Genomic DNA, 20,067 nt, shown 5'->3' on the forward strand with positions numbered 1-20,067 from the left:
CGCTCGGGCGGGGCCGGGTCGCCGGCGCGCGGCGTGGGGCCGGGCTGCGGCGGGGCGGTGAAGGGGCGGAGCAGGGCGGCGGTGGCCAGCGCGACGCGCTGGGCCGGGGTGGGCCAGTACGTCTGCGGGAGCCGTCCGAAGGCGGCGAACTCGGCCTGCTGCGCGGTGCTCAACCGCACCTGGGCCGCGTCGAGTTCGGCCTGGGTGAAGGTGTCCGAGGCGTCGAGGGCGAGGGTGTCGAGCAGGTCCTGGTTGCGGTCCTCGCCGAGTTCCCAGGCGAGGCGGTTGCGGGCGGTTCGGACGGCGCGCTCGGCGACCGCCGGGTCGTGGGGAGCGGCCGTGAACCGCGCGGCGAGGTCGGTGCCGAGCAGATGGGCGAGGCGTCCGCGGTCCTGGGCGACGGCGATGAGGGAGTGGAAGAACGAGGCGCCGTCGTGGGGCATGTCGTGGATCTCGCGCACCGTCGCGTCGTCGGGCGAGGTGAGGGTGCGCGGGGCGGTGCCCGCGGCGTCGGTGATCCGGTACGGCGCGGGCGCCTCGGAGGGCCAGTCGGGCTTGGTGTAGGTCTGCGGCCGGTCCGGCACCGGGACGGTGGTCCTGCCCTGGTGGTGGGCGGTGAGGCGGGCGGCGGCGAGGTGCAGTCGCTGGTGGTCCGCGGCGGCGGCGTCGGTGCGCTGCTCCCAGCGGCGCACCTCGTCGCGGGCGGCCTGCCAGGCGGTCACGGCCGGGCTCGGGGTGACGGCGGCGGGGCCGCCCGGCCGGTTCTCGTCGAGGGCGGCCTGTTCGGCCGCGGTCAGGTCGAGCCAGGTCTCGCGGGCGCGGGCGCGGGCGTCGTAGTAGTTCTTCTCGGCGGTGGCGAGGTCGGCCGCGGCCTTGGCCATGTCGTCCCAGGCCGTGCCGACCTCGGCGGGGTAGGTGGTGTCGTCCAGGAGGCCGTAGTCGCGGGCGATGTCCTCGCGCAGCCAGACGAGGGCGGTGGTCTCGGCCTCGGCCGCGCGCGGGCCCCGCTTCGCCATGCCGAGGGCGTGCAGGGGCCGGCTGTCGGTCAGGTGGTGGTCCACCTGGGACACCGTGAGCCAGCTGACCGGCAGCGCGAAGAGCATGCTGCGGTCGGTGAGGACCTTGACGTGGGTACCGAGGGTGGTGTCGGCGGCGCCCTTGAGCGTGGTGCCGTCGTTGCTGCCGCCGATGGGGACGGTGGCGCCGGGGTTGGTGACACCGGCGTTGCTGTTGCCGGCCAGGGGCGAGGTGCCGAGGGCGCCTTCGACGTTGTCGGTGATGCCCGCGTCCAGCACGTCGGAGGTCTTCACCCGCTGCGCGGCCTCCATACGGGGCTTGTTCTCGACGGCGAGCAGCCGGGCGCCGCGGCGGTGCATACGGGCGTAGAGCCGGGAGTCGGCGGTGTGGGACTGGCCGAAGAGGCGGGCGGACGACTGGGTGGGCAGCGCGGAGCCCTGCTCGGTCAGCGCCTCGCGGAAGCCCGCGGTCAGGCCGATCTGGGTGGTGGCCTCCTGCTGGGCCTGTCCGGGGGCGGTGCCGAGTCCGGTGAGGGGGGTGCGGCGGGCCATGCGCAGCCGTTGGATGAGGCCACTGCCGGTGTGGCGCAGGCCGAGGTCGCTGTCGCCGAGGCCGTCGGCGCGCGCGGTGGCCAGGGTGAGGGCGTCGTGGACGTTGCCGGCGCCGCGGATGTCGACGGCGAGGATGCCGGAGCCGATGCGGTCGTCGACGGGCAGGACGTCCGGGTCGGGCGAGCCGGAGCCGTCGTCGCCGCCGCGCCAGGCGGCGACGCCCTCCGTGCGGGCCTGACCGGCCGTCATGACGCGTACGGCGCGCGGGGGTTCGGGGACGTCCTCTTCGGTGAGGGCGCCGTCGGTGTCGCCGTCGGTGGGGGTGAGCAGGCTGGCGGAGAGGATCTCGTTGAGGGTGCCGACCGGGGCGTGGGCGCGCGGGGAGAGCACCTCGCCTGCCACGTCGTTCATCGTGACGGTCAGGACGTAGCCGGTGACGATCTCGGCGTGCGCCTGGACGGTGGCGATGTTCGGCGTGGCGGCCGTGCCGTTGGTCTCCGTGCGGGTGCTCGACCGCTGTTTGGCGGCGGTTCCCTGGAGCGCGGGGTTCGCGAACAGGGCGCCGCCCTGGGGGGCGCGCTCGCTGACGCTGAGGGTGGCGTCGGCGCCGCGGTCCTGGGAGGAGCTGCGGGAGTCGTCGCGGGCGGTGTTGCGGTAGTCCTCCAACTCGTAGCCGGTGCGCAGGCGTTCCACGGTGGTGGTGACCGGGGTCAGCTTGAACCGGACCTGGCCGGGGCTGCCGCCCATCGGGAGCTGGAGGGGGTTGCTCCAGGTGCGGTAGCGGACGGGCAGTGCCATCCCGTCGGTGGTGAGCTCGTGCAGATGGGCGCGGAGGAAGTCCGGGGAGAGCCGCTGGAGGACCTGCTCGCGGTCGTGCGAGGGCACGCCGATCTTCTCCAGCCGTCCCATCAGCTGCCGGGCGACGAGACTCGCGTCGAGGCGGCCGCTGGGGTGGCTGGGGAAGCGGCGGCCGCGCAGGAAGGGCGGCAGGCGGTAGCCGCGGCCGAGGTTGGCGGGGGTGGTGGTGGGCAGGCCGTCGGGGGCGAGCCCGGCCTCGATGACGTCCTGCATGGGCAGGTGGAACAGCACGGCGTCGCGGACGCGGTGCAGCGCGGCGGCGGCGCGGCGCGGGTCCAGGGCCCGGCCGAGCCGCTCGGACAGCCGGCCGGCCGCGGAGCCCACGCGGGTCCCGGCGCGGGTGCCGACGGTGCCCATCGCGGCCGTCCAGCGGTCCCGTACGGCGACGGTCTCGTCGGCGTCCGCGACCACCAGGTACATCCGCCCGGTGAAGGTGAGGGTGGTGGTGCGGCCCCGGGCGAGGGCCTGCGCGACACCGCGGCCCTTGCCCCAGGCGTACTGGAGGGCGGCCGAGTAGGTGCCGACGACGGGCTGGGTGCCGGGGGCCTGCTGGACCGGCCTGTCGGCGCCCTGGACGCCGACGGTCGTGTGCGTGGCGGTGCCGGCGCTGCCGGCGACGCGGTGCTCGTTGGCGATGGTGGCTTCGAGGCTGGCCGGTTTCGGGTCGCTGGTGACGCGCAGGTTGTCCAGTTCGCCGCGGACGGCGGCCTTGAGGTAGTGGGTCTGCAGCGGGCCCGCGCCGATGAGTCCGGTGATGCGGGAGCCGAACGGGCCCAGGTACTGGCCGAGTTGACCGGCGACGTGGAGGTTGGCCATCGCCCGGCGCAGCGCGCTGCGCACGGGGGCGCCGGGGGCGCTGACGTGCCACGAGGTGTCGGTGGCGCGGTCGGCGGTGTCCTGCACGAGTTGCTGCCGCGCCCGGCCGCCCTCGGTGCTGAGTACGACGTGCGGGGCCCGCAGCACCTTGTTGACCAGCGCGTGGGTGGCCGAGTCGGACCTCGGCAGCGGGCGTGTGCCGTCGAGGAGTTGGTCGGCCTCGGTCGCGGAGAGCTGCCGCGGGGGCGGGGCGGGCGCCGGGGGCGGGGCGGTGGGCGCGGGGTCGGTGGGCGCGTACCGTTCGGAGCCGTGCGCGGCGGGTACGGCGAGTTCGACGCGGCCCACGGTCTCGCTGCCCCGGCTGAACAGGGGCCGTTCCTCGACCTTGCTGACGAAGACGCCGGCGCCGAGCAGGCCGACGGTGGCGAGGCGGGCCCAGCCGCGCGGGCGCCGGTGGCCCTCGAAGCCGGCGCTCAGCTCGACCCGGTAGCTGTAGAGGTCAGCGCCGTTCTGGAACGTGAGGTGGTCCTGGGTGACGGCGACGGTGCTGCGGGTGCCCTTCTGCTCGGTCCTGGCGTAGCGGGCGCCGAGCGCCACGTTGCCCGCCTGGCTCGGTACGGCGGTCCCGGGCACCTTGGCGTTGCTGCGGGGCGAGACGCCGAGTTCGACGCCGCCGGAGAGGGTGACGGCGGCCTGCTGGCCCTGGCCGGAGACCTCGGTGCCGATGACCGCGTTGCGCAGGGAGCGCTCGCTCATGGTGGTCTCGAAGCGGCGGTCGGTGAGCCGGGCGCGCAGGATCAGGGTGTAGTGGCCGCGGCGGGCCTTGCCGTCCTCGGTGAGGGTGACCGGGACGCCGGTGGTGGTCAGGTCGTCCAGACTCTGCGCCAGGCTGGGCCGGTTGAGCGCCTCGCGGACCTGGCGGTCGTTGTGCAGCGCGGTGCGCATCCGCCCGTCGCCGTACCAGAACCGGGCCAGCCGCGGGTGCTTGAGCATCACCGGCGGCACGAACAGCGACGGGTACGAGCGGTGCAGGGTGTCGAGGACGGAGTCGGTGAACGTCCGCAGCGGGTCCTGGGGCGGGGGCGCGGGCTGCGCCGGCCGGGCCGGTGCGCCGGGGGCGGGCTGGGGCGGGCGGCCGGGGCGGAAGCCCTCGGCGCGGACCTGGCCGCCGAGGTGCACCGGGTCCTCGCGGGTGAGGTACCAGGGCACGGGCGGCTCGGCGGTGGGGTCCGGGCCGGCGCGTCCGGGGGTGCGGCCGTCCCAGCCCGCGAGCCGCCGGGCGTCCTGGGTGGAGATCCAGTCGAGGCTGACCACCCGGACGGGACGGGCCGCGGACGCGGGCTCGCCCGCCTTGCGCACCATCAGGGTGCGTTCCACGCGGTACAGGGCGACGGGGTGGTTGCGGACGCGGCCGGTGACCTTGCGGGCGGCGTCGGTGCCGAGGGAGTGGCCGCGGCCGGCGCTGAGGTCGGCGCGGACCAGGGGGCCGCCCTGGAGGCGGACGTCGGTCTGCGGGCCGGTGAGCATGTAGTTGGGGCCGGAGGTGACCTGGATGCCGAAGCGGGTGTCGCGGACGTGGCCGCGTTCGTTCTGGTAGGTGGTCTGGGTGATGTCGCGCAGCTCCACCTTGACCGACTCGGTGACCAGGGTGGCCCGTTGCGGGATGGAGCGCTCGACCACGAGGTGCCCGAGCGGGCGCTGGCTGCTCCCCTGGGTCATCTCGGGCCCGCTGACGGGTCCGGCCAGCCGGCCGAACAGACCGAGCAGCCGCCCGGGGCGGACGTACGAGACCACCGTGCGGTGGGCCGAACTGCCGGGTCTGGCACCGGAGACGGCGAGGGCCAGGTCCTCGGGCGAGTCGGTGAGGTGCAGTCCGGAGGTCTCGGTGATCCCGGGGTCGGTGCCGTCGGGGAAGGTGAGGGTCCGCGGTGCGCGCCGGGGGCCGTCGTAGGGCACGGTGAGGCTGTCCTGCAGCCGCCAGGTCAGGCCGTCGCGCATCGCGAACTCGGCCGTGTGCAGGGGGGTTCGCCGCCAGGCGGGCGTGGTCGTGGCGGGAGCGGGTGTGGTGGAGCCGGACGGGGGGGCCTCGGTGACCCGCTGCACGCTCACCCGGTACTGGACGTCGTCGAGATGGAGGTGCGAGCCCTCCCAGCCGCGCAGTTCGTTCTGGTTGTACGCCTGGGTGCCCAGCGCGTAGTCGGTGCGCCGGGTCCAGCCGAGGGAGACGCCGATCTTCAGCAGCCAGTTGAGCGGCGGGCCCATGCCGACGGCCGCCGCGATCCGGCGTCCGGTGCCGACGCTGCGCCCGCCGCCGGTGCCGGCCTGGCCGCGCCGCACGGTGTCCACGCGGACCATGCCGCCGCCGATGTCGGTGAAGCGCTGCCAGCGGTGGTACGGCACGGCCTCGACCGTCATCTCCAGGCCGACCCCGGACTTCTCCCGGCCGACGAGGCGGGCGCCGCGCGGGGCGGTGAAGGCGTGCGGCTGCTCGGTCAGCAGGCGCAGCAGTTCCGCCTCGTCGAACTGCTCGCGCAGCTTGCCGGGCAGCTTCGCGAGGATCTCCTCGGCCACCTGTTCGGGCGAGCGCAGGGTGAGGACGCCGGGCCCGGTGAACAGGCCCGTCGGCCGGGGGCGTGCGGCGCCGTCCGGGCGGGCGCCGGGGGCGCCGCCGTCGGGATCGGCGTCGGGGTCGAACAGCACGGTGGGCAGCCGGCTGCCGTCCTCGAAGGTCACGGTGCGCGGGACCGGGCCCGGCCGGGCGGCGTCGTCCCCGGTCAGCAGGCGGGCGGGGCGGTGCCGTTCGAGCTGGGTCTCCAGCGGCACGGGATCGCCGCGGTCGGCGGTGTCGGGTGCGGGGCTGTCGAGGTCGGTGATGCCGACCATGCCGCGCAGCCAGTCGCCGAAGGGGTCGGGCTCGCCGGTGGCCGTCTCCTCGGTGGTGACCGGCGGGTCCGGTACCGCGGTGAGCGGTGCCGCGGCCGGCACCAGCGCGTCGAAGTGGTCGGTGCCGTTGTAGGCGAGGTGCAGGGTGTCCGGGCCGCCGGGGTGGAGCGGCATGACGAGCGTGGCGGACGCGTCCCGCGGGTCGGGCCCGACGAGGCGCAGGTCGAGGTCGAGGGTGTGTGCCAGCACCTGCGGGAGCAGGTCGGCGAACGGCGAGGACCACAGGCCGGGGCGTTCGGCGGCGGCGGCGAGGAGTCCGTCGGTGCCCAGGCGCCGTGCGTCGGCGGGGGTGGGGGCCACGCCCGCCAGGTCCGGGTAGCCGCTGTCGCGCAGGATGCGCCGCCATCTGCGGGCGTCGCCGTTCTCGACGACGGCCTGGGCGATGTCGTTCCAGCGCTGGGTGATCCGGGCCTGGGCGGCGGGGTCGTTGACCCCGGCGAGGGCGGTGACGCGCAGATCGTCGACGACGGCGAGCACCGGGTCGGGGGTGGCTTCGACCGCCGCGGCGGCCAGTTCGGACCCGGCGATCCGGTCGCGCAGCAGGGTGCGCAGCCCGGTGACGTTGCGGGCGGCCCACGCCGGCGGGATGTCGCGGCTGCGCGCGCTGTCGAGGAGGGCGCGGAAGAGGCAGTTGCCGTCGGGCGGGGTTTCCAGTCGCCGGTAGTCGCGGCCGTCCGCGCGCACGAGGTCCGCCGGGCCCGTGCCCGGGGTGCCCTTGCTGAGCAGGGTCAGGTCCTCGGCGAGGCTCTCGGGCCGGCTGGGGGCGGGCACCAGATCGGGCCTGCGGCGGGCGAGTTCGGCGGTGTCCTCGGGGCTCAGGCCCACTTCGGACAGGGGCAGCGGGGTGCTGGAGAGCGACCAGGTGACCCGGGCGGACGGCGCGTGGGCGAGACCGCGGACGTCCTCCGGTGAGACCAGGGTGTCCGGCGGGAGCGCGGGCGGCGGCGGGGGAAGCAGGGCGTCCAGGGTGGTGACGGGGCCCGCCGCGGCGCGCAACTCCGCGGCGGCGCGCAGGAATTCGGTGTACTGCTCCGCCGTGGGTCCGGTCTGCGGGTCGACCGCGGCGCCGGGGCGGTCGGTGGCCATACGGCGCAGCAGGTCCGGGGTCATCCGGCCGTCGCCGTAGCGGGCCGCGGTGTCGGGGCTGAGCCAGCGCAGTCCGTCCACGTACGCGAGTGCGGCGAGCAACTCCCGGTTCTTGGGGCGCTGTTCCGCGTCGGGCCCGAGGACCTCGCGCAGGGTGCGGATCTGCTGGAGGGTCCGGGCGCGGGCGAAGGCGTCGGCCGGTTCCGGACCCGTGTGCAGGCCCGCGTCGCGGGCCAGGGCGTCCAGGTCGGCGCCCATCGGCTCCGGGGTGAACAGGCGCCAGCGTCCGGGGCCGTCCGGGCCCTCGGCGAGCACGGCGCGGACGTCGCCGTTCCCGTCCCGGGCGGTGCCGACCTCGGTGGTCGGGGCGTAGACCGGCCGTCCGGTGCGGTTGGCCACGTGCTGGGCCACGGGCAGGCCCGCCACGTCCGGCTGGCGGCCGGTCTCGCAGGAGAACAGCACGAGCGGGCGTTCCCGGTCGCCGTCCGCCGCCCAGGACTTGAGGGCCTCGCCGAGCTGCACCCCGCTGACCTTGACGGTGGGGCGGGCCGTGTCGTCGGTGCCGAGGGTGACGGTACGGGAGGTGCCGTGCCCGGCGAAGTAGTCGGCGCCCCGGTCGGTGCCGGAGCCGGGCAGGGCGGCGGGCGGACCGGTGAAGACGGTGCGGGACCCGGGTGCGGCGGGGGTGCCGTTCGCGGGGGTGCCGTTCGCGGCGGGGGTGGGCGCCGAGACGGTCCGCACCCCGCGGAAGGTGTCCTGGCCGAGCAGGGCTCGGCGGCCGGCCGCCCGGGAGGTGCCGTCGTCGGCGGGGTCCTGGGAGATCGTGAGGGTCCGCACCGCCCGGCCGGGCCGCGGCCCGGTGGATGTCCCGGGCACCCAGCGCCGCAGCTGGGCGAGCGGCACGGTGTGTCCGTCGAGCGTGGTGACGGAGGGCTCCGGCGCGGGGCCGCGGGTGCCGTCGGCGCTGCTGTCGGTGCCGTCCGGCCGCACGACGATCCGGCCCGGCCGCGGGACCGCGGTCCGCGGCGCGGGTGAGGGGGTGAGGACGGGCGGGGGCGGTGGCGGAGTTCCGTCGCGGCCGGACCCGCGCGCCCCGGCGCCGTCGCCCCGCCCGAACTCCAGGTACAGGTCGGTGGCGGTCTCGGTCCAGGGGCGGGACAGCGTGGCGAGTTTGGCGGCGGCGGGTGCGGTGGTGTCGGCCGGTGCGGGATCGCCCGCCTTCTCCGGGACGGGGTCCGACACGGTCTCGGTGACCACCTTCACCGGCGGTGGCACGGCGGTGGCGGCCGGCGGGCCCGCGTCGGTCGTGACGGGCGCGGGGCCCAGCGCGTCGGCCAGCGGCAGCAGGATGTCCGCGCCGGGGAAGGCGCTCCCCGTGGTGTCCTCCGCCGTGACGGCGGGGCCGGTGAGCGGACGGACGCGGACCGGGGCGCCGGGCCCCTCTCGGGTGAGCTCGACGGCCGGGCGCACCGGGCGGCCCGTGCCGTCGGGCGCGGCGGGCGGGCCCAGCACGACGGCACGGTCGGTGCCCGCCCCGTCGAGGAGTTCGGCCGCCTCGGGCGACCCCTCCCCCGGCGGCGCCGTCTGCGAGACGACGATCGTCAGGGGCGACGCCTTGGGCAGGCCGCCGGTGGCGCCGTACGTGCCGGTGGTGTCGACCTTCGGCGCGGGGGCCGCGGCCGGGTCGGAGGACGGGGTGCCCCGGCTCGCGGCGGGGTCCGCCGTGCCGGCCACGTCGAGCGGGTCGACGCCCTCGGGCGATCCCGTCCCCTCCGTGACGACCGTGGTCTCCGGAGAGGGGGCGGACTGGACGGCGTCCTGCTCCGACTCGCCCTGCGTGCCCGGGAACTCCGGCGATCCTTGCGTCTTGGGGGACTCCTGGGACTGCCGGGATTCCTGAGACTGCTGGGACTGCTGGGACTGCTGGGACTGCTGGGACTGCTGGGACTGCTGGGACTGCTGGGAGATGTCCGTGCTCTGGGCGCCCTGCGGGCCGGGCGGGGCCGTGGACGCCGGGTTCCCTCCCGGCGCGGGCACGCCGCCGGGCCGGGGGGCACCACTCGTGCCGGTGCCGGTCGCCGTGCCGGTCCCGGTCGCTGTCCCGGTCGCTGTCCCGGTCCCGGTGGCAGTGCCCGTACCGGTACCGGTCCCGACACCCGTACCCGTACCCGTACCCGTACCCGTACCCGTACCGAGAGCCGTACCCACCGCGGCTCCCGTGTTCGTGCCGGCCACCGACTGGGAGCCGTCCGCCGTCACGGGACCGCCGTCGACCGACACCGGGCCACCCTCAGCTGACACCGGGCCACCGTCGACCGACACCGGGCCACCCTCAGCTGACACCGGGCCACCGTCGACCGACACCTGCCCGCCGTCGCCCAGGCCCGGCTCGGGAGTCGTACGGCCGTCCTGGCCGAAGTCCGTCTCCGGTGTGCTCCGCCCGTCGCTGCGCGGAAGGTCCGTGGTGGTGAGCGGGGCGTCCACCGTGGTCGGTGTGCCGAAACTGTCGAGGGCGCGGCGGACCTGGTCGGCGTCGATCTGGACGGCGGGGCCGCTCCCGGAGGGCACCACCCTGATCTCCGGGACCTGCGACAGATTGCCGAACAGGCCGTCGCGGAGCCCGAGTTCGGCGCCGCCGGGCTGCTGGCCGCCGCGCAGCGCCGCGAGATCGCTCAGCGCCTGGGCGCGGACGTCGGCCGGGCCGTTGAGGATCTGCTGCCACAGGGCGTTCTCCGTGGCGGTCACGGGCAGCGGGCCCGGAGCGTACGGCGGGGGATCCTGTGTGGTGTACGGCGGCGGGTCCTGGGTCGAGTACGGCGGCGGGCTCTCCGCGAACCGCGGTGCGGGGGAGGTGGCCTGGGGGCCGGTGCCGTTCACCGTGGTCACTGCGGAGGGACCGCCCGTTCCGCTGCCGGAGCCGTTCCCGTCCTGGGTCTGCGGGGAACCGGACGGCTCCCGCGCGCCGGAGCCGCCGGTCTCGGCGCCGGACACGGTGGGCGGCTGGCCGCGGAACTTGTCGACGAGGTTGCGCAGTTCGGCGCCGATGTTGATGGCGGCGTCGGTCAGCGTGGCCTCGACCTGGCTGCTGATGCCCGCGCCGAAGAAGGTGGTCCAGTTCCAGGACCAGTCGCCGTCGAAGGCGCCCTTGATCAGGACCTCCGCCAGCGCCTCACCGGATCCGGCGGCCAGGAAGTCGGTGGTGCCCTGGAGCGCGTAGTGCCCGGCGAGCGCGCCCGGCCGGTCGAGGTTGTTGCGCCATGTCTCGTTGTTGCGCCACAGGTTGGGGTTGTTCCGGAAGGTCAGGCTGTTCCGGATGCTCACGGGCGGGGTGTTGACGGGGCCGGCGCCGTTCGGGCCGGAGCGGTCCTTCGGGCCGGGACCGGGGTCCGGCTTGGGGTCCGGGCCGTTGTTCTTGAGGTTCGGGTTCGGGGTGTTGCGGATGTCGGGGCCCGGCTTGGGCTTGAACTTCTGGTCGGGCCCGTTCTTGAGGAAGTTGTTGTCGTAGCCCTTGACGATCTTCTTCGCGATGTCGTCGAAGATGCCGGTGAGGAAGCCCGCGGCGGCGCCGAACGCGGCCGCCTTCAGGATGGCGTTCCAGTCGAAGCCGTCGGGGCGGCGGCCCTCCGGGGCGAAGTTCATCATGCCCAGCCGCACCACGAAGGTGGTGAACGCCTCGGCGAACGCCTCCGTCAGCGCGGGCGCCAGTTGCAGCCGGTCGAGCAGCCGGCTGAGCGTGGCGAGGATGAGGAACCGGCTGCGCAGCTTGGCCATCATGATCTGGCTGGCCGAGGCTCCGCCGGTGAAGAAGGACATCACCAGGTAGATGGCGATCTCGATGAGCAGCCGGATGACCTCGGCGATGACCTGCCACTTGGACTCCATGATGTCCATGGAGGTCTTGCGCCGGCCCTCGGCGATCTTGTCGAGCTGGTCGGCGAAGTCGCGCAGGTAGTTCTTGCCGCCGTCGTCGATGAGCATGCCCATCGCCTTGGCGTACGACTTGGACAGGTCGTCCGGCATGGAGTCGGCGATGTCGCGGACGGACTTCTGGATCAGCGAGGAGAGCCGGTCGACCTTGCGGCCGAGCCCAGAGTAGGGCAGGCGGCTCTCGTAGGCGAGGTCCTCGTCGGCGTCGATGAGCCGTTCCCCGGTGAGGATGAAGATCATGGCGTTGACCTCGGGCGAGGGCATCATGCTCATCGGGGGCCGTCCTGGGGGTCGTTCGGGCAGGACGGAGCGGCCGCTCCCGGCGCGGTGCGGGAGCGGCCGGCGGTGCGGAGGTCAGCGTCGGCCATGCCCGCCGGGGCCGTCGCCGTTCAACCCGTTCGTCTCCAGGCGCTTGTTGACCCGGTCGACGCCCTCGACGTTGCGGTCGCGGGTCTCCTTCATCATGCGGACCTGGTTGACCGTGGCGTCGGTGATGCCCACGATCGCGTCGCGGACCGACATCATGGTCTCCTTGGTGGTCTGCCGCTCCTGCTGCTCCTGGGGCTTGGCCTTCTTGGCGAAGTCGCCCTCGGTGCCGGGCCAGGTGATCGTGGGGCCGATGTCGTCGAGGAACTCCTCGGTGATGGTGGTGGCGAGGGTGCCGATCTCCTCCAGCTGCCGTGTCAGTGCCTCGATGCGCTGCGGGTCGGCGTAGTAGCGCTGTCCCATGGTCAGTCCTCCCCTTCCTCACCGAGCGCGTCCCGCCAGGCGGGCAGGGCGTGCTCGTCGCGCCGGTCGTCCTCGTCGTCGCGCAGCACCTCGGGGCCGAAGATCCGCTCCCAGTCGAGCTCGAAGCCCTTCAGCTCCGGCACGTTGCTGCTGGGCTCCGCGAACGGGGCCATCGCCTTCATCACATGCCGGTTCATCTTCACGCGCGCGGCGTTCGCCGCCTCCAGGACGCTGGCCGCCAGCTCCTGCGGGGACATGTCGCGGTACTTGTTCTCCAGGAACTCGATCCCGGACAGCTCGCCCTGCGGGCCCGCCGTGGCGCGCACCGCGCGATCGGAGGAGAGCGCCGAGAACGACGCCTGCCGCAGCTCGCGTTCGGTGCGCGCGACCGCCTCCTGGGCGGCCTGGAGTTCGGCCATCGCCTTTTCGAGGCGCTTCTCCAGCGGTTCCGTCACGCCCGCTCCCGCCTTCCGCGTCGCTCTCGCCCGGTGCCCGGCCCGGTCGCCCGCGCCGTCAACTCATGTGCTGATCCTGCCTGGTGACACCCCTTGCGGGGAAGTCGGGGCAGGGTGGGATTCGTCTCGCCGCGCGCGGCCGGTGCCGGCCCTGCGGTGCTCACCGTCCGATGACGGCCGGGGTGCCGCCCTCGTCGGTGCCCCACACGTCGGCGTCCTCCTCCAGGTAGTCCGCGGAGCTGGTGGCCCTGCGGCCGGTCTCCTCCTCTGCCTCCTCGGAGGGGGCACCGCCGGTGGTGGACACCCGGGAGGCCGGGGCGAGGAAGGAGTCGTCGTCCTCCTGGCGGTTCCAGGCGCTGCGCCGGCGGCGGTTGCGGCGCTCGCTCTCCTCCGCGGCGTCGACCAGGACGGCGCGGACGCGCTCGCCGTTGCCCCGGTCGGCGCCCCCGCCCATGCCTCCGGCCCCCATGCCGCCCATGGGCATGCCGGGGCTGCCGGGCATGCCGGGTGCGCCGGGAGCCCCGGGCGTGGCACCGGAGGCCGCGGCGAGGGAGGTCCCGGCGGCCGCGGCGGCACCGTCGGAGAGGGGTGCGGCGCCGGTCGCCGTGCTGTCCGGGGAGAAGGCGTCCGTGCCCGAGGGGCCGCCGCCCGCGGCCGTCGCGCCCACGCCGCCGCCGAGGTTGAGGTCGGACAGCGACAGGTCGCGGCTGACGCCGTCCGGGCCGCCGCCGGGGCCCGAGCCCGGACCGCCGATGTCCTCCCGGTTGCGGAGACGGTCGAGGAGGTCCGAACTGCTGTTTTCACCGCGCGAGTTGAGCCCGTTGAGATCGATCTTCTCGGTCTTGCCCTGTGCGTCGGTGACGGTGGCGATGCCGGTGTCGGGGTCGATGACCTGCTTGCTGCCGTCGGGGAGGTCGCGGGTCAGCATGCCGTTGTCGAGGCTGGTGACGGAGCCGTCCGGGTTGGTGACCTTCGCGCCGTGGGTGAGGTCGGCCGTCGTGGTGTTACCGCCGGCGTCGGTGCTGGTGAGCATGCCGCTGTCCGGGTCGAAGCTGATCCTGCTGCCGTCACGCAGCGCGGTGGAGATGTCGCCGTCGCTCTCCACCTTGGTGGTGCCGCCGGTCGAGTCCTGCAGCCCGGAGCGGTCGCCGTTGAGGCCGTCCAGGTTCCCGAGGTCGGTCTCCGACTGGACGGGCAGGTCGGGGTTGATGTCTTCGAGGTCGTTCGGGAGGTTGCTGTCGCCCCGTGAGTTGAGGTCGCGGAGGTCGCCGAGGTCGTTCGGGAGGTTGCTGCCGCCCCGCGAGTTGAGGTCGCGAAGGTCACCGAGGTTGTTCGGGAGGTCGCTGTTGGAGCGGGAGTTGAGGTCGCCGAGGCTGCCGAGGTTCTGGGTGGTCGTCCTGCCGTCCGGGTCGGTGGTGGTCGCCTGACCGGTCGCGGGGTCGACGGTCTGGACGGTGCCGTCGGGGAACGTGGTGGTCAGCTTGCCGTTGTCGCCGAGGGCGGTGACCGAGCCGTCCGGGTTGGTCACGCGGGTGCCGTCGCCCAGGTCCCGGGTGGTGACGCTGCCGTCCGGATTCGTGGTGGTGAGCCGGCCGGTGGCCGGGTCGAAGGAGGTGCTGCTGCCGTCGGGGAAGTCGGTGGTGAGCTTGCCGCCGTCCAGCTGGGTGTTGCCGCCTGTCGGTGTCCTCAGGGCGCCGCCGGGGTTCAGGCCGCCGAGGCTGCCGAGGTTCTGGGTGACGTCGTCGAACGGGGAGTTGTTCGTCGCGCCCGGCCCGTTCAGGTTGGTGAGGGCACCGAGACTGGTGACGGCCGGCGGCGGGACCCGCTGGTCGTCGCCCTGCCCGTTGGCCCCGCCGAGGCCGAGGCTCTCGGTGACGGGCTTGTTCCGGTTCAGCAGGTCGTCGAGGTTGCCGAGGTTCTGCTCGTTTCCGGGACCCGGGCCGTTGAGGCCGCCGATGCTCTCCTTCATCGCCTTGGCCTGCTCGTCGGCCAGGCGCTTGGCCTCGTCCTGCTGCTGGCGCTGCTCCTCGCGGAGCTGGTCCTGGTACTTCTTGTCCTCCTCGCGCTGCTGGTTCTGCTCCTTGCGCAGGTCGTCCTGGTACTTCCTGGCCTCGTCCTGCTGCTGGCGCTGCTCCTCGCGGAGCTGGTCCTGGTACTTCTTGTCCTCCTCGCGCTGCTGGTTCTGCTCCTTGCGCAGGTCGTCCTGGTACTTCTTGTCCTCCTCCCGCTGCTTGCGCTGCTCCTCGCGCAGGTCCTCCTGGTACTTGCGGTTCTCCTCGTTCTGCTTGTTGATCTCGTCCTGGGCCGCCTTGGCCTTGCGGTCCTGGTAGTCCTGCGAGGCGGTGCTGGTCGACTTCGGCTTGGGGACGTTCTCGGAGAAGTCGTTGCCCAGCTTCAGGAAGTTGTTGTTGAGGTTGGACTGCACCGTGGCGGCGGGCTTGCCGAGGTACTCGTTGACGCCCTGGCTCCAGATCTTGACCGCCTTGTCGCCGACCTTCGCCCAGTTGGCGATGTCGGTGAGGTCGCCGTACTCCGGGTGCACCTGGGTGAAGCCGGCCTGCGGGCTGTGGCTGACGGTCGTGCTGTAGCGGGTCGTGTACGACTTGATCTCGGTCTTGGCGACGTTGTTGGCGTCCACCCACTGGGCGAGGTCGTCCAGGACGTAGCGCAGCACCTGGAGCGGGTCGTAGTACGGCGACTTGGCCCAGGCCAGCCAGGCGTCGAGGAGTTTGTTCGCCGAGTCCTCCAGGTACTTGCGGCCCAGCGACAGGGCGCGCGAGTACACGGTGGCGCCGGTGCCGGCGTCGGCGCCCGCCCCGGGACTGGTGTTGAACGTCTCGACGTAGTTGTCGTAGTTCTCCCGGATCTTCGTCAGCAGGCTGCGGAAGACGTCCGCGGCCTCGCCCTTCCAGCTCGCGTCGTCCCGGCCGAAGCGGTCCTCCCAGTCCTTGAGCACCACCGCGTGGTCCTTGAAGAACTTGGCCGCGAAGTCGAAGGAGTCACCGGTCGTGTTGAAGGACTTCAGATCCACGACGTCCCCGCCGGGCACGCCCAGGTTGCTGAACCGGGCGTCCGAGGTGTTGCCGTTCAGCAGGGCGAGGAGCGCGGCCCGCGGCCCGTTCATGTACCGGGCGAGCGGGATCGTGCTCATCTTGTCCTTGTTGTAGTCCGTGAACTCGTTGCCCTCACGGACCTGCGCGTCCTTGACGTTGTCCGCGCCGGGCGCGGCGAAGATGATCTCCTCGCCCGCCTTCACCCGGCCCTCGAAGACGATCCGGGCCTGCATGATGGACCGCTTCTTGCCGCTGTCGAAGAACCAGATGTCGTAGTCCTCGCCCTTGTTCGTCAGGAAGCCGGAGTCCTTGACGAGCAGGCCGAGGCTGCGCTCCTTGATGTCCATCCGGAAGAGCTTTCCGCCCTTGCCGGAGCGGAGCGTGTCGAAGACGGTGTTGCGGTCCGGCACCGGATAGCCGGTGATGTGCGTGACCAGGGTGGCCCAGGTGTCGGACGACGGATCGCCCGCGTTGTCGAACTTGTCGAGGTTCGCGGGGGAGTTGGGATCGTACCGATCGGCCACCGGGCGCGCCCTTTCTGGTCGTGGGGGGGGAGGACTAGTCGTTCTGCGAGCCGCCGGTGCTGCCGGCGGTGAGGGTGTCGACCTCTTCGAAGGTCTGCAGGAGCGTCTGCGCGTCGATCGCGTCGAGGTTCTTGTTCTTGGTCTTGTTGGCCTCTTCGATGGTGTCGGTGAGGGCGTCCTTCAGTTCCTTGAAGAGGCCCATCTGGTCACCGAGCAGCTTGTCGATGGCCGTGGCCACGGTGCGGATGTCCTCGATCAGCTTCGGCCCCGAGACCAGCGGCTCGGTGACCATGCGGCCGATGCGCAGGAGCTGCTTGTCCTGGGCGAGGTTGTCCGGGGTGGTCTGCCCGTCGATGAGGGCGCCGAGCGGGCGGATACCGGCCCCGTCGCCCTGCTCGCGGTGCTTCTTCGCCGCGGTGTAGACCGGCTGCACCTCGTTGTCGCGGAAGTTCTCCATCTGCTTGAGGTCGAAACGCTTGACGTCGGCCTTGTCACCGGCCATGGGACGTCCTCCTGCCACTTGGTGCCGGACGGGGATGCGGGGGCCCGGCAGGCGCCCCGCTCGGGGGGCGACGGCCGGGCCGGCGGGCCCGTGTGCCGTGGCGGCACGCCGGGCCGGTCCGGAGTGTCCCGCCCGCCGCGAGCAGCCCCGGTCCGGACTGCCCGGGACCCCGCGCGAGGCGGTCCCGCCGTGTCGCCGGACCCGGCGAGGGGACCTCCGCCTGAACCCTAACGGGCCCGGACGCCGCCCCAGTTGTCGGCACTCCTGCGCTCGTCGCGGGAGTGGCTGTCGTGGATGTTCTGGATCAGCGCGCTGTTGTCGCCGAGGAGCCGGGCCATGTTCTTGGTGGCCTGGTCCCACTCCGCCTGGACCTGGCGGTAGGTCTCCTGGTCCGCGCCCTCCCAGGAGGCGATGAGCGGCTTCAGCTCGTCCTCCAGGTTGGCCAGGGTCGTGATGATCTGCTGGGTCTGGCTCGTCAACTCCTCGATGGCGTTGCGGACCACTGAGTACTGCACGTCGATGATGCCGTCGGCCATGACGTCTCCTCTCGGACGGACGGGCGCTGCGGCCCGGGAAGCTCAAGGGGTCCGGCCTCGTACGACGGGGCCGGTGCTCCCGATGGGTCAGCGCAGGGCTTCGAAGACGCCCTGGCTGGTCTTGCTGTTGAGGACCTCGGTCAGGTCCTGGTTCTCCTGGGCGAGGCGGTTGGCCGACGTGACGTTCTCCTGGAGCGCGTCGACCATCTTGCTGATCTGGACGACGACCTGCTGCGCCTCGGCGTTCCAGCTGCGGAACAGCCTCAGCAGGGCCTGGCCCTCGTCGCCGCCGACACCCGAACGCGCGGCGATCTCACTGACGTTGTTCTGGACCTTCTCGACCTGGGTCCGGGCCGACTCCAGGGAGGAGACACCCCCCAAGCCCTTGGCATATTCCGCTTTCCTAGCGGCACTGTCCGCCATGTCGCGCTCCCTTCGTTCACACGTGTGTGGTCACCGTTGCCGCCGAGGCTAAAGAGAAGCCGGCGTTCCGCGCAACGCGACGAGGGAAGATTTGAGCTTCGATCAGCTCACACCGGAATTGTTGCGTGGCACGGGAGTTGGGCGGATGTTTCAGCGAGATGAACATGGCGGACCGGCCGGCGGGCGCGGATGTGACGCGCACCGCACGGGGCCGCGAAGCGGGCGGAGAACGGGCACGGGAAGGCGGCGAACGGGCATCACCGGCCGCGGCGTCCGCTGTTGAGCGCGCGTCCGCCGGATTCCGCGGGCACGGCCCGTCCAGAATTCAGAGCTTTATTTGAGGTTCTTCCCGCTCCCGCTCCCCCGTCCGCCGGGTGAACTCCCCGCCGGATGAGCGGGGTTTGGCTCGACGCCTCCTCCGCATCGCCCTTTTCCCTTTCTTCGGTGCCGTATGCACTCCTTGCCGTGATCAGAGAGCGGTGTCCGGTTTGCCCTTCCGGGTGTCGTCGGCCGCGGCGCAGCGGGGGGCGGTCACCCTGGGCTCCACGGTGCCCGAGGCGGCGGCCGGATCGAGGTCGGCGCCCGTGGGCAGGGCCGCGAGCAGCGGCGCCGGGACGGAGCCGATGTCGGATGTCGCATACCCGAGCGCGGCCAGTGAATTCTTGGCGGAGACGCGGTACTTCACACCGTTCTCCGCCACGAGGTAGGTGGTGCCCGCGTGGGCGGCGCCGCTGGCGTTCAGGGCCCGCACCAGGGCGCCGCGGCCCGGCCGGACGACCGTGGCGTCCGTGGGGACGCACGCCGGCCGCAGCGGCTGGGGGGTGCCCTGGGACACCGCGACCGGGGCGAGCCGGGTCAGCGGCACCAGGACCGACCTGATCCGCACGCCGCCGTCGTCGCCGTCCACCTGGGCGCACAGCGCGGTGCCGCGGGGCGCGGACTGCGGCACGGGCGGCGCGTCCGGCAGCTCCGCGGAGACGGCGGGCGCCCGGCCGGCGGCCCGGTTCTCGCGCAGCGCGTCGGCGCCCACCGTGCGGACCTCGGGCGAGGAGCCCCCGTACGCCTCCTTCTGGGTGGCCGGGTCGCCGAGCACGAGTGCGGCGCCGAGCCGGGTCAGCGGCACCAGGCCGTCCTTGCGCAGCAGGTAGTAGGTGCTGTCGCCGCCGGGCACGGTGATCTGGAACAGCTGGCCGATCCGGCTTGCCTCGCCGCCGAGTTCGGGTCCCTCGCCGCCGCGTCCGGGGACCGCGGGCGGCTTGAGGGCGGGCCCGGGGGCCAGTGCGTCGAGGAAGGCCGCGGAGACCTGCATCGGCTGCTCGGATCCGTATCCGAGGGCGTTGCGGGCGTCGGAGGCGCGGTCCAGGGGGAGCCGGCTGCCGCGCCACACCAGGTACTCGGTGTCGTCCGGTCCGCGCACCAGCAGGGCGCGGCCGCCGCCGACGCCGGTGGAGTCCAGCGGAGCCCCGGCGACCAGCGTGGTCGCCCCCGGCTTCTCGACGCCGGTGGCGACGGCGGTGCCCGAGGTGTCCGGCAGCGCGCCGTCCGGGCCGGTGACGCACATGTGCCAGGCGCCGCCGTCGAGTTGGGCGGGCTGCGGCACCGTGTCGGGGGCCCCGGGGATACCGGCCGGGGCGCCCACCGGGACGCCCCGCAGCGAGGCGGCGCCCACGTCGACGGTCTTCAGTGAGGCGCCGCCGATCAGGCGTGCGGAGGCGTAGTTGGTGACGGGGTGCAGGGCGCCGTCGGTGCCGGTCCACAGGTAGCGGGCCCCGGTGTCGCGGTTGACCACGAGGTTGGGGCCGTTGCGCCAGGCGTCGTTCCCGCCGGGCCGCAGCAGGCCGTAGACGGTGGCGCCGGCGCCGATCAGGACGGTGACCAGCACGCCGAAGACGACCCCGCGGGTCGTGCGGCCGAGGGGGCTCTCCGGAGCGTCCGGATCGGCCATGAGCAGGCCCGAACTGAGCCTGCCCATCATGAAGGTGTGGGCGTGTACCTGGTCGCGTTTGGACTGCACGGCCTCTCCTAGTCGTTCTGTCGCCGCGGGGCGGGGGTGGTCAGCCGAACAGGCCGCGCAGCCAGCCGAAGAGTCCCGCCACCCACAGGGCGAGCGGCAGCAGCGCCACGGCGAGGCCGGTGTGCGCCACCTCCGCCGCGCGTCCCCAGTACGGCAGCATGCGGCGGCCCGGTACCGTCCAGGCCGCGATCACCAGCGCGGCGGCGGCGCCGAGCAGGACCGCGAAGACCACCAGCCGCCCGGCGCCCTCGGTGTCCACCGCCCAGCTGCGGGCGAGCAGGAGCAGGCCCCAGACGCCGGGCACCGCCAGGGTCAGCCGCTGGCCGATGTGCACCAGCCCCCGCGAGTGCAGGAGCAGCAGGAGGCTGAGCGCGAGCGCGGTCAGCACCTCGGGCAGGTTCGGGCGTTCGGCGAGGACGACGAGGGCCACCGCGGCGATGACGCCGGTGACGGCGAAGAGCGCGGCGACCCAGCGTCCGGCCAGCTCGGTGCGTTCGGCGACGTCCTCGCCCGCGTAGGGCTCGATGCCCTCCTGGAGCTGTCCGGCGGAGGAGGGCAGGGCGGGCATCCGCATCCCGGCCAGTTTGAAGGCGAACGGCGCGACCGCGCCGGCCGCGAGCGTGAACACCGAGG

Annotated in this window: 8 protein-coding genes and 1 pseudogene; all 9 read right to left on the minus strand. The window is 73.7% G+C overall.

Annotated elements, in window-relative coordinates; genetic code table 11:
* Nucleotides 1–11,471, minus strand: a pseudogene (locus tag SZN_RS39035) (lonely Cys domain-containing protein); the annotation flags it as partial.
* Nucleotides 11,472–11,552: 81 nt separating this feature from the next.
* A complete protein-coding gene (locus SZN_RS26010) occupies nt 11,553–11,927 on the minus strand; it encodes a hypothetical protein (protein WP_007500566.1) in 375 nt (124 codons plus the stop codon).
* 2 nt (nt 11,928–11,929) lie between these two features.
* Nucleotides 11,930–12,382 carry a YbaB/EbfC family nucleoid-associated protein gene (locus SZN_RS26015; RefSeq protein ID WP_007500568.1) on the minus strand — a complete coding sequence of 151 codons (453 nt, stop codon included), beginning with the start codon at nt 12,380–12,382 and terminating at the stop codon, nt 11,930–11,932.
* 160 nt (nt 12,383–12,542) lie between these two features.
* A complete protein-coding gene (locus SZN_RS43260; protein WP_007500570.1) occupies nt 12,543–15,959 on the minus strand; it encodes an AAWKG family protein in 3,417 nt (1,138 codons plus the stop codon).
* 34 nt (nt 15,960–15,993) lie between these two features.
* On the minus strand, nt 15,994–16,461 hold the full coding sequence (locus tag SZN_RS26025) for a type VII secretion system-associated protein (protein WP_007500572.1): 468 nt from the start codon (nt 16,459–16,461) through the stop codon (nt 15,994–15,996).
* A gap of 227 nt (nt 16,462–16,688) precedes the next feature.
* Nucleotides 16,689–16,997, minus strand: a complete 309-nt coding sequence (locus SZN_RS26030) for a WXG100 family type VII secretion target (protein ID WP_007500573.1) — start codon at nt 16,995–16,997, stop codon at nt 16,689–16,691.
* A gap of 87 nt (nt 16,998–17,084) precedes the next feature.
* Nucleotides 17,085–17,420 (minus strand): hypothetical protein, encoded by a 336-nt coding sequence (locus SZN_RS26035; RefSeq protein WP_043733122.1) that lies wholly within the window; start codon nt 17,418–17,420, stop codon nt 17,085–17,087.
* Between the two features lie 469 nt (nt 17,421–17,889).
* Entirely contained in the window at nt 17,890–19,434 is a 1,545-nt protein-coding gene (gene eccB, locus SZN_RS26040; protein WP_007500577.1) for a type VII secretion protein EccB, read from the minus strand.
* Nucleotides 19,435–19,474: 40 nt separating this feature from the next.
* Nucleotides 19,475–20,067 (minus strand): ubiquitin family protein (locus tag SZN_RS26045; protein ID WP_007500579.1); only part of this gene is annotated, 593 nt, incomplete at its 5' end.

The organism is Streptomyces zinciresistens K42 (assembly GCF_000225525.1).
GTDB lineage: Bacteria > Actinomycetota > Actinomycetes > Streptomycetales > Streptomycetaceae > Streptomyces > Streptomyces zinciresistens.

Excerpts from the sequence above, each read along its gene's own strand:
- SZN_RS26010 (WP_007500566.1), bottom strand. The coding sequence starts at position 11,927 with ATGGGACAGCGCTACTACGCCGACCCGCAGCGCATCGAGGCACTGACA.
- SZN_RS26025 (WP_007500572.1), bottom strand. The coding sequence starts at position 16,461 with ATGGCCGGTGACAAGGCCGACGTCAAGCGTTTCGACCTCAAGCAGATG.
- SZN_RS26030 (WP_007500573.1), bottom strand. The coding sequence starts at position 16,997 with ATGGCCGACGGCATCATCGACGTGCAGTACTCAGTGGTCCGCAACGCC.
- SZN_RS26035 (WP_043733122.1), bottom strand. The coding sequence starts at position 17,420 with ATGGCGGACAGTGCCGCTAGGAAAGCGGAATATGCCAAGGGCTTGGGG.